Source organism: Herminiimonas sp. CN (assembly GCF_000622895.1).
Taxonomy (GTDB): domain Bacteria; phylum Pseudomonadota; class Gammaproteobacteria; order Burkholderiales; family Burkholderiaceae_D; genus AVCC01.
In genome coordinates this window covers 1-10,321 of the sequence record NZ_AVCC01000100.1, presented here as the reverse complement: position 1 = coordinate 10,321, position 10,321 = coordinate 1, and the positions used below count along the sequence as shown (strand labels likewise).

The window sequence follows — 10,321 nt, the reverse complement described above, 5'->3', positions numbered from 1 at the left end:
TTGGACAGCAATTCAACAGCAAAGTGCTACATAGCCAAAAAATACATGGTTTTCCGCAATATAAACAGTGCGGAACATAAAAATACTCTTAGAATATTGTGGGGCTTACGCAAACACGTTACGTTGCCGTTGCAGGGTGCGCGATGCGCACCACAGTCAGCCATAAATACATTGGTGCGTATCGCGCACTCTACACATTTATTGGTTTTGCGTAAGTCGCTTATTGATCTGAATAGTCATATGCGGAATCAACCGGCTACCCGGTTTTAAGGACGGCCGCACTGCGCGTCCGAAGCGCGCATTTTTGCGATTCATCCGACAGAATTCTGAAATCAGGCTTCAGGAATGCCTGGAATTGCTCGGCCGCTACCGGCCTGGAAAATAGATAACCCTGCCCGAAATCGCAGCCGGCGGCGGCCAGCAAGTCGCGCTGCTGTTCCGTCTCGATTCCTTCCGCGATCACCTTCATGCCTAGTTTGTGTGCCATCACGATAATGGCTTCGCATAGCGCCAAGTCGTCAGAACCGGGCATCAGGTTGCGAACGAAGGATTGGTCGATCTTGAGGTAGTCGATATCGAATTTTTTAAGATAGGACATGGATGAATAGCCGGTACCGAAATCATCGAGCGCCACCTGAATCCCGGCAGCACGGAATGCCCGCAATTTGTCAGTAACGCCGGTGCCGGCATCCATCAGCAACCTCTCGGTGATTTCAATAGCGATGCTGTGCCCCGGCAGGCCGAGCCTCCGCAAATACCCGAGCCATTCGTCGTGCACAATTCCCCCGCGGCGAAACTGCACTGCGGAGGTATTGATGCTGATCTGAAATTGCGCATGCTGCGCGCTGCGCCAGAGCGCCACCTGCTGCGCCGCTTGCCGGAACACCCAGTCGCCGATCTCGATGATCATCCCGGTATCCTCGGCAACTGGAATGAACTCGGCCGGGCTGATCAGGCCGCGCACCGGATGTTGCCAGCGGATCAGCGCTTCCGCCTTATCCACGCTGCCGGTCGTCAGATTTACAATGGGCTGGTAATGCAAGCAGAATTGGTCGCCTGCCAGGGCACCGCGCAGATCCCGCACCAGCCACCGCCGGCTCTGGGCAGCTTCCTGCATCGAGCGCGCAAAGTAGTTCAATTGGTTGCGGCCCTGATCCTTGGCCGCGTACATCGCCTGGTCGGCGTTCTTGATCAAGTCCTCAATCTCGGTGGCATCATCGGGATACAGCGTAATGCCGATGCTGACCGATATAAAAACTTCTTCCTCCTCCAGCATAAATGGCTGCGTCAGCTTCTCGAGGATATTCTGGGCAATCCGCTTGACCACATTCACGTCCTTGAGCTCACTGAGGATGATAGTGAATTCATCCCCTCCCAACCGCGCCACCGTGTCCGATTCGCGCACACAACTGCTCAGGCGCTGCGCCGCCTGCTTGAGCAAGCGGTCGCCGACAGCGTGCCCCAGCGTGTCGTTAACTTCCTTGAACTGATCCAGATCAAGAAACAACAACGCCAGTGGCAGCGCGGCGCGGTGTGATTTAGTGATCTCCTGTTGCAGACGATCATGAAACATGTGTCGGTTAGGCAGCCGCGTCAAAAAATCGAAATTTGCCTGTTCCCAGACCACCGCTTCAGAGTGTTTTCTGTCGGTGATGTCGGAAAATACTCCGATCCGCCGATACACCGTGCCATCTTCGTTATAGGCAGTGTTAATGGTTAGCAATTCGACGAACACTTCGCCATTCTTGCGGCGGTTCCAAATTTCTCCCCGCCAGTGCCCAATGGTATTGATTGCCCGCCACATCGCCTGGTAAAACGCCTGGTCATGGCGGCCGGAATTCAAGATATTGAGCTTATTGCCAACCACTTCGTCCGGCTGGTAGCCGGTAATCTCAGTAAAAGCCGGATTAACGGTGACGATCACGCCGACCGCATCGGCGATCACCATGCCCTCGCTGCTATTCTGATACACCAGGGTCATCAGATGCTCCGACATTTCGGCTGCCTTGCGCTTGGTGATGTCGAGCATAATGCCGATGGTGGCATCCCTGCCGTCGATCCGCATTCTGGAACCGAACACTTCGATGTCGATCAGCGAACCATCTTTTTTGCGGGCCTGACGCTCGTAGTGCACTTCCTGGACTTCACCGCTCAGACGCTTGCGAATGCCCTCTGTAACCAGCTGCCGCTGATCCTCCGCCACGATATCCAACACGCCGACCGAGGCCATCATCTCGGCGGGCTCGTAATCGAACATCTCGGCCATCTTTGCATTGACAAAACGAAACGCATCGTCCTGAACGATGTACACGCCGACCACGGAATTTTCTGCGAGCTCCCGGAACATGGCTTCGGCCTGCCTCAGGCTTTGCCGATCCTGCTCGATATACGTAATCAGATTGCCAATGCGCTGGGCGGAGTCATTGAATGCATATGCCAACTGTCCGATCTCATCAAACGACTGGAAACTGCAGCGCACATGGTAATTGCCTGTGGCAAGTTCACGGCAGTGTCTCGCAAGCTCATACAAAGGACGTACCACCTGCCGCCGGATCGCCACGAATGCCATAGCAAGCACACACATCCAGCAACACCAGTGCATAGATTCTCCTCAGTGCCTGCTCTTGCGTTTGCTGGGTTTGCGTGACGATCGAACTGATCAGTGTCTCGGTGCCCGACAGCAGGCGCGCCGATGCTGCGGCCACCGGTTCGAATTGCGCAACAACAGGCGCTGCGACCGTATCCGCCGCAGGCGGCGCCAGCACTGCCCTGATGTGGCTGCGGTAGTCGATCCAGTCGACCTGCACCGCATGCACCTGTGGGCGATGTTGCAGTGACAATTTACGGATATCATAACCAAACACGGTTCCGCCACGTTCCAGCACCGACAGCGCCGTTTCAAAATCATGAATGCTGCTTTCGACGATATCGTGGCCGCCCTCCCCCAGCGTCAGACTGACCGTCTCAAGCGCGATTTTCTGGCTCAGCATGCGCAGCTTGCCAGCGACATTCAGGGTTGCCGCCACACCATTGAGATCGTGCAGCATTTCCTTGACGACCACGATGTTGGCTGCAGCCACCAACAACACGAGAAGAAATATGCCGCCAATTTTTTGGCCGATGCTGGGGCGCCAGAAAGGGCGGCCCCGGCCTTGGAACGGCAATTGTCTAACCATATCCTCGGCCATGCCATCCTCTATATTGGAAGTCGTCATCGATTATTTAGGGCTTGCCGGAGCCACTCGCAAACTGCACCAGTCATCTCCGAAGCCTACTTCAGACCTTCTAGTCGCTTAATGACCGGAGCATTGGCGGCAGCAATCTTGAGCGATTGCGCGGGTCGGCCGAGTTGCTGCGCGACTGCTTGATTATTACGTATCGCCGGAATTCCAGCTTTGTCCGACCGATCTGCCAGATTGTGAATTCCGTTCAACCTGAAGATGCTGACCACCTGCGCCAGATTGCCGGCCTGCTCTTGCAACGATCCCGAGGCTGCCGCAGCTTCCTCCACCAGTGCGGCGTTTTGCTGGGTGACCTGGTCCATCTGGGTAATGGCCTGATGGATCTGTTCGATGCCGGAAGTCTGCTCCTGGCTGGCGGCAGTGATCTCGCCCATGATGTCGGTCACGCGCCGGATGCTCTCGACGATTTCGTTCATCGTGGCGCCGGCCTGGTCGACCAGCCGGGCGCCTTGATCCACCTTTTCCACCGAATCGCCGATCAGGGTCTTGATCTCCTTCGCGGCGCTGGCGCTGCGCTGCGCCAGGCTGCGCACTTCGGTGGCGACCACCGCAAAGCCGCGGCCCTGCTCGCCGGCGCGCGCCGCTTCGACTGCGGCATTCAATGCCAGAATATTGGTCTGGAACGCGATGCCGTCGATGACGCCGATGATGTCGTTGATTTTGCGGGATGATTCGTTGATCGAGCCCATGGTGTCGACCACTTGCGCCACTACCGCGCCGCCCTTGCTGGCAACTTCGGACGCCGATACTGCCAGCTGGTTGGCATGGCGGGCGTTGTCGGCATTGTGCTGGACAGCGGAGGTCAACTCTTCAATCGACGACGCAGTCTCTTCCAGCGAACTGGCTTGCTGCTCGGTGCGCGAGGATAAATCCATGTTGCCGGCGGCGATCTGATCGGACGCGGTGGCGATGGTGTCGGTGCCGCTGCGCACCTGACTTACGATGCCGGACAGGTTATCACGCATGGATTTGATCGCGAACAACAGGCTCGACTGGTCATCGGACCTGGTATCCACCTCGACCGCAAGGTCGCCGGCCGCAATCTGTTTGGTGATATCCATCGCATAAGCGGGCTCGCCGCCAAGCTGCTTCAATAATCCCCTGGTGATCAGGAGCGCCGCAGCGACGCCGATCAATAGCGCCACTCCGCCCAGCATCAACATCAAGGTGCTGGCAGAACTGATATTCTGCTGGATTTCAATTCCGCTGTCGGCAACCAGTTTATTCTGAATCTCCAGCAACGCATTGATGGGTGCCTGCAGCGCATCCAGCGCGGGCAGAGTTTCCGTGTTCATCAGGCTGATCGCCTGATCGCGCTGATCCTGTTGCAACAGTTTGATAACCTGGGTGAAAGAAGCTACATACCGGGCGCGGGCTGCATTCATGGTATTGAGCAAGCCCCTGGCTTCAGATACATAAATCAATTTATCCAATACCGCGGCGGCTTCATTGCCGGTTTTTTTATTCGCTTCAATCCGCTGGAGAATTCCGTCTACCTGCGCTTTATCCGCTATCAAAAATAATTCCATAGAGCGGCGCGCATTGTCGCGGGTGATGATGTTCATGGTGTTGACCGCCTGCGCTTTCACCCAGTCCTTATCGATGATCTTGCTATTGTCGGCACCGATACTGTTGAGCCGAAACAAGCCTACTAACATCAATGCTGCCAGCATCAGCAACACTAGCGCAAAACCAAGACCCAAACGGGTCGCGACTTTCATATTTACCATGTAGCCTCCTCTGAATGAACACCAAACCGCTTTCTAAAGTGCCGACATTGCCGTGAAATATTACTACAGATCAAGTATTCAATATCAGTAGCCGCCAATAAAAAATCGGTTATTCCTGCAATTCCTGCAATTCCTGCAATTCTGTTCGGTTTTTTCTATCAAAAAATACGAAATCCTTGGTGCATGTGAGAAAGCGGGCGGAAGGCAGTTGCTGTCCAGTCAGTGCGGAAACGCAAAAAGAATCAGATCGGCAATACTGTCGATGTTTAGCTTTCCCGTCAACAACATCTTGCGGACACTGCCGGTTTTCGGGCTCAAATGGTGTGGACCGGCGACCTTGCGGGTCGACAGACCGGCGCTAACCAGCCGCAAAATCTGCAACTTGCGTTCGGTGAGCACACCCTGCGACGGTGATTGCCCATCCGATCAACGGATTCCATGGCGTCGATCAGCGCCGGATCGATAAAACCTCCGCTGGCGTAATTGCGGCACAAACCCGGCTCAGTTAGCCCCGGTCAGTTGCACATACAAGCGCGGCAACACTTGCGGCAACTCAGCAGCGTTTTTCACTACCACATAGCCGTTGGCCCCAAACAGATGCGGCAGGTAGTCGCCGGCCTTTTCATCGATGGTCACGCAAAATGGCGTCAGCCCGAGGCGGCGCGCTTCCTGGATCGCAACCCGTGTGTCCTCAATCCCATAACGGCCTTCATATTTATCCAGATCGTTGGGTTTGCCGTCGGTCAGGATCAGCAGCAGGCGGCGACTTGTTTTCTGCTTGGACAGAATCGCCGCCGAGTGGCGGATTGCGGCTCCCATCCGGGTATAAAAACCGGGCTTGAGTACCGCCAGTCGGCCGCGAATAGTGTCGCTGTAGCGTTCGTCGAAGCCCTTGAGCAAATGAAAACGGATATTCTGACGCCGCACCGAAGAAAAGCCGTACAGCGCAAAACGATCGCCGGTGGCCGCCAGCGATTCGCCAAATAGCAGCAGGCTGTCGCGAATGACGTCGATCACCCGCGCCGAATTATTGATCCAGGCATCCGTCGATAGCGACAAATCGGCCAGCAACAAACAGGACAGGTCACGCAACTGCTTGCGGCTGTCGATATACAGCCCGGGCTCGGCAATCGGCGCCCCGCTGGCCTTTTCTGCCGCGTAACGTACGCAGGCATCCAGATCCAGGTCGCTGCCGGAAACCTGGCCCTTGAGCCTGGCCGGTGCGGTGTTTAAGGATTGAAACTGGTTGCGCAAACGCTTGGCTGTGGCGCGCAGGGCCGGTGGCAGCGGGCACGGCTCGGCATCGCGCGCGACCAGCATCTGCAGGCGGCAATGGGCCGGCTGCAATTGCTGTTTGCGGTAATGCCATTCCGGCAGCAGGATGCCGTCGGCCAGCATAAAATCGTCATCCGATTCGGCCGGCAGATCGAGGTCGAAACGGATTCTGCTGGCCGTGGTCTTGCCGTCGTTGGCGACGCTGAGAAAGTCGAGATCATTGGCTGCCTTGGCCGCGTTATCGTTGTCGTCTTCATCCAGCGGCCGGTTGACTTTCACATACTCGGCCCAGGAAAATAAGCTTTCAGCGCGAAACAACAGCATGAAAGGGCTGTCATTTTCCGGGGCGTCAACTGCTTCGGCACGCCGTTTGCGCTTTTCTGCATCGGTGCTGACCTTGCTGCCTTCCGGTTGCTGCGGCTCGCTCTGCCCCGCTTTGCGCTGCTCACCCAGCGCCACCGGCGGCTCCGGATGCAGCCACAACGGCACCGGAGCTGGCGGATTTTTGCCAGGCATGAAATCTGCGATCGATCCCGGTTGGCACAAAGCCGCCCGAATTGATATCTCCGCAGCGGCATCCAACGGCGGCAGGCTAGCTGGGTCGGGACGTTGTGCCAGCGCCGCATCGAGCAGCCGCCGGTAGCGCTCCTGCATGCCGGGCAGTGCCTGCAGCGCGGCCTTGGTAGCTTCCTGATTGCGCACGATCCAGTTCGCATCCGGCGCAACGTCATGCGCGGCCAGGGCAATCAGCCACAGGTACAATTCGCGGTTTTGAGATCGTTCCGGAAAAATCTCGAGCCAGGCCGGCAGGTGCAGAGTAGCCTCGTCGAGCCATGCCAGTTCCACCCTCTCGCCGACGCCGGCTACCCGTTCCAGCCATTTGCGCCTGGCGCCATGGGCGGTGGCGGTACCGGCACGAATGGTCAGCCCTGCATCCCCGCCCAGCGCCCGGAAAAAAATCGGTGCAATACGCTCGATTTCCTTCAGATCTACGCGTACTTTCGGAAAGCCCCGATAGGCGGTACGCGTGATCAGCTTATCCCACAGGCCGCCGATGAATTCTTCCATTTACACGTCTTTCTGGCTATTTTGATTTGCGGTGCCATCGCGCAGCAGCGATATCTGTATCGTGCGGGCAGTGCTGCCGTTCAAGGCCGCTTCCGACTCGGCCCGAGTTTCGTGTACCCAATGCAATAACGAGCCGGCTGGATTGTCGGCCTGGGTTTGTTCGCAGGCATCGACGCACTGGCCGCACTGAACGCAGGCAAACATCAGGCGTTTCACATTGCGCGGATTCAGGCGCATCGGGCACACATGATCGCAGGCCGAGTAACAGTTGGAACAATCCTTGGCGCGCTCGCGCTCGAAACCGACCACCATCGCCTTGTCGTTGCCCATCCACGCCAGACTCTGAAACAAGCCGACCGCGCAACCGTAGCGGCAGAACAAGTGGCGTGCAAACATGAACTCGACAAAGAACGCCAGGCTGCCGGCACTCAGGAAAATGGTCTGGTTGCGCGTCAGGGAGCGATGCCACAGATTGCCGTAGATCTCGAACGGCGGCAGCAGATAGGTCAGCAACACGGTTGCCCACAGCATGGCGAAACCAATCACCAGCGGCATCACCGCGCACCACCAGATTGCATCCCGGCTGGTTTCGCTGCCGTCCGGATTGCGCGCCGGCAGCGGCTCGGGGTCCCACAAACTTTGCTTGCCGATGGCGCGTCGCAGGGTCTGGTTGATGGTCTCGACTACCGAAAAATGCGGACAGAGCCAGCCGCAGTAAAGACGGCCCCATTTCCAACTAGCGAAAATCAGCGTACCGCCAATCGCCAGCAGCGGCAAGAAACCGCGCAATACGATGTTGGCAGCTGCCTGCCCGGCCGTGATCTGCCCGGTGCTGAAGCCATCCAGCCCGAGCGTCCAGTTGAAGCCGAACAGGATGAAATGCTTCAGGTTCAGGTCCAGCCGAAAAATATCGAACACTGGCGCCAGGATGAACAGGATGAAAAATCCGGCCTGCGTCAACTGGCGCCAGCGCTGCACCGGCAGCCCGAACCATCCGCGCGCATTGGCACCCGTGGCTGCGGCCACTACAGGGCCGGTGGACGGGCGACGCACCTCTTTCACCATCGCCGGCTACCAATCAATGGATAAATATAGAGTTGCCTGGACATGGCGTGAGCCAATCCGAGCACGCCGAACAGGATCAACACGGAATGGCAACAGACAAAATAAAGAATCAGTACTATCCAGGTTGCCGGATTATGGAAGCCGCCCAACAGGACGATCAGCAATGTTACTGCCATCAACAACGCACCGGCCCAGAGACTTGCAACAATCGTCTGGCGCAAATGGCAACGCGTCAACTCGCTCTTGTCGTTCGCATGGCGTCGCGCCAGCCAAAGCAATCCGATAAAACCCAAACCGGGCGCCAGCAGCAAGTTGACCAAATAAAGCGCTTCTGCCTGCACCGCAACATGGGAATCGGAGGTGTTCATCGCCCGAAAGTTGCCTTGACCACTTCCAGCAAGGCCGCAGCAGTGTCGGAGTCGTCGGTAAGCGACTCGACCAGTGCGGCTTCGCAAGCCGATACCGGATCGCAACCGGCCTTGATCAGGCTGGCCGCATACACCAGCAGCCGGGTCGAAGCGGCCTCTTCCAGATCGTGATCCTTTAATTGCCGGAAATGCCCGACCAGCGTCACGAGGCGCTGCGCCAGCAAGGAATCGACACCGGTTTCGCTGATCACGATCTGCTGCTCCAGCGCGGCCGGCGGAAAGTCGAAATTGATTGCGACAAAACGCTGGCGAGTTGATGGCTTCAGGCTCTTCAATAAATTCTGATAGCCGGGATTGTATGAGACCACCAGCATGAAATCATCCGGCGCCTGCAACTCTTCACCGGTGCGCTCGATCGGCAGAATTCGCCGATCGTCGGTCAATGGATGCAGTACTACCGTGGTGTCCTTGCGTGCTTCAACCACCTCGTCCAGATAACAGATACCGCCCTGGCGCACCGCGCGGGTGAGCGGACCGTCGGACCAGATAGTCTGACCATCGCCAATCAGGTGACGTCCGACCAGATCAGCTGCGGTCAGATCGTCATGGCACGCCACGGTGATCAGCGGCCGCCCCAGCCTGGCAGCCATATGCGCTACAAAACGCGTCTTGCCGCAGCCGGTCGGGCCTTTGATCAGCAGCGGCAGGCGATTGCGAAATGCATACTCGAACAACGCGCACTCATTACCGACCGGCTGATAAAACGGAATCGCAACTTCAGCCAGGAGGCCAGGTGCGGTCAGGTCGTTCATGTATTTCTCCGGTTATTCCAGTTTTATATCTGTTAGGCGCGAAAAGCAAAGCCGATCAGGCCCAGTACCAGCACCAGCCAGCCCAGCACAATCCAGCGCCACGGTCCGGCCACATCCTGCAACGCCATGAAGCGATCAATCACGATGCGCCCCTTGAGCAGGGTAACCAGCAACACTGGAATAATTAGGGCGCGGCCGGACAGTCCGTACCCGGCCATGCCGAAGGTAACTCCGGTCAGCAGCAACAGGGAGGCCCATTGAAAGGTAGCTTTTTTTATATTCGACATATTCAATGCATTACGTAAATCAGCGGAAACAATATGATCCAGACCAGATCAACCATATGCCAGTAGGCGGCTCCGGTTTCAACCCCGCCGTGATCGACGGAACTGTAACCGCCGCGCCGCGCCTTGATGGCAATTGCAGCAAGAATCACCATGCCGAGAATGACATGCATGAAATGGAAAAATGCGAGAAACAGATAAAACATGAAAAAGGTATTGGTCGACATCGTGATGCCGGCATCGATCTTGGCCGCAAACTCGAACAGCTTCAGCACCACGAACCCTCCGCCGCAGGCGATGGCAACTGCCAGCCAGCGCGCGCTGCGCTTGCCCTGCCCATGCCGGATGCACTCGACGGCCCTGACGACAAAATAACTGCTGCTGATAAGCAAAACGGTATTGATCAGGCCGCTGCTGCGATCCAGCTGCATCTGTGATGCATTGAACAGCGCCACATCATGGGTGCGAGCAAAAGCG

11 protein-coding genes and 1 pseudogene are annotated in these 10,321 nt (G+C 57.0%); 1 reads left to right on the top strand and 11 read right to left on the bottom strand.

Going from position 1 to position 10,321, the window contains the following annotated elements; translation table 11 throughout:
• The coding region (locus tag HMCN_RS19930; protein WP_238552206.1) for a hypothetical protein at positions 1-270 on the top strand (270 nt) is incomplete at its 5' end.
• On the opposite strand, the gene HMCN_RS17970 is transcribed toward HMCN_RS19930, so the two are convergent.
• The 11 genes and pseudogenes from HMCN_RS17970 to HMCN_RS0115620 all read right to left on the bottom strand — a co-directional run.
• Positions 257-2,440 (bottom strand): bifunctional diguanylate cyclase/phosphodiesterase, encoded by a 2,184-nt coding sequence (locus HMCN_RS17970; protein WP_238552205.1) that lies wholly within the window; start codon positions 2,438-2,440, stop codon positions 257-259. The two genes, HMCN_RS19930 and HMCN_RS17970, sit on opposite strands and share 14 nt — an antisense overlap.
• A 24-nt stretch (positions 2,441-2,464) precedes the next feature.
• Positions 2,465-2,569, bottom strand: a pseudogene (locus tag HMCN_RS20165) (hypothetical protein); the annotation flags it as partial.
• Positions 2,523-3,215 (bottom strand): type IV pili methyl-accepting chemotaxis transducer N-terminal domain-containing protein, encoded by a 693-nt coding sequence (locus tag HMCN_RS17965; RefSeq protein ID WP_081801544.1) that lies wholly within the window; start codon positions 3,213-3,215, stop codon positions 2,523-2,525. The pseudogene HMCN_RS20165 and the gene HMCN_RS17965, both read right to left, overlap by 47 nt.
• 56 nt (positions 3,216-3,271) lie before the next feature.
• Positions 3,272-4,972, bottom strand: coding sequence for a methyl-accepting chemotaxis protein (locus tag HMCN_RS0115655; protein ID WP_051567020.1), 1,701 nt, complete (start codon positions 4,970-4,972; stop codon positions 3,272-3,274).
• 219 nt (positions 4,973-5,191) lie between these two features.
• Positions 5,192-5,371 carry a LuxR C-terminal-related transcriptional regulator gene (locus HMCN_RS0115650; RefSeq protein ID WP_025918264.1) on the bottom strand — a complete coding sequence of 60 codons (180 nt, stop codon included), beginning with the start codon at positions 5,369-5,371 and terminating at the stop codon, positions 5,192-5,194.
• Positions 5,372-5,473: 102 nt separating this feature from the next.
• Positions 5,474-7,315 (bottom strand): nitric oxide reductase activation protein NorD, encoded by a 1,842-nt coding sequence (locus tag HMCN_RS0115645; RefSeq protein ID WP_025918263.1) that lies wholly within the window; start codon positions 7,313-7,315, stop codon positions 5,474-5,476.
• Positions 7,316-8,368: a 4Fe-4S binding protein gene (locus HMCN_RS17960; RefSeq protein WP_051567022.1), complete on the bottom strand. Its 1,053-nt coding sequence runs from the start codon at positions 8,366-8,368 to the stop codon at positions 7,316-7,318.
• 5 nt (positions 8,369-8,373) lie between these two features.
• Positions 8,374-8,748 (bottom strand): cytochrome c oxidase subunit III, encoded by a 375-nt coding sequence (locus HMCN_RS0115635; RefSeq protein ID WP_025918261.1) that lies wholly within the window; start codon positions 8,746-8,748, stop codon positions 8,374-8,376.
• A complete protein-coding gene (locus HMCN_RS0115630) occupies positions 8,745-9,560 on the bottom strand; it encodes a CbbQ/NirQ/NorQ/GpvN family protein (RefSeq protein WP_025918260.1) in 816 nt (271 codons plus the stop codon). The genes HMCN_RS0115635 and HMCN_RS0115630 overlap by 4 nt, the downstream gene beginning before the upstream one ends.
• 32 nt (positions 9,561-9,592) lie before the next feature.
• A complete protein-coding gene (locus HMCN_RS0115625; protein WP_025918259.1) occupies positions 9,593-9,847 on the bottom strand; it encodes a cytochrome C oxidase subunit IV family protein in 255 nt (84 codons plus the stop codon).
• A gap of 2 nt (positions 9,848-9,849) precedes the next feature.
• Positions 9,850-10,321 (bottom strand): cytochrome c oxidase subunit 3 family protein (locus tag HMCN_RS0115620; RefSeq protein WP_025918258.1); only part of this gene is annotated, 472 nt, incomplete at its 5' end.

Bases quoted from the DNA above. Each gene is read 5' to 3' on its own strand.
- HMCN_RS17965 (WP_081801544.1), bottom strand. From the start codon at position 3,215: ATGACGACTTCCAATATAGAGGATGGCATGGCCGAGGATATGGTTAGA.
- HMCN_RS0115655 (WP_051567020.1), bottom strand. From the start codon at position 4,972: ATGGTAAATATGAAAGTCGCGACCCGTTTGGGTCTTGGTTTTGCGCTA.
- HMCN_RS0115645 (WP_025918263.1), bottom strand. From the start codon at position 7,315: ATGGAAGAATTCATCGGCGGCCTGTGGGATAAGCTGATCACGCGTACC.
- HMCN_RS0115635 (WP_025918261.1), bottom strand. From the start codon at position 8,748: ATGAACACCTCCGATTCCCATGTTGCGGTGCAGGCAGAAGCGCTTTAT.
- HMCN_RS0115630 (WP_025918260.1), bottom strand. From the start codon at position 9,560: ATGAACGACCTGACCGCACCTGGCCTCCTGGCTGAAGTTGCGATTCCG.
- HMCN_RS0115625 (WP_025918259.1), bottom strand. From the start codon at position 9,847: ATGTCGAATATAAAAAAAGCTACCTTTCAATGGGCCTCCCTGTTGCTG.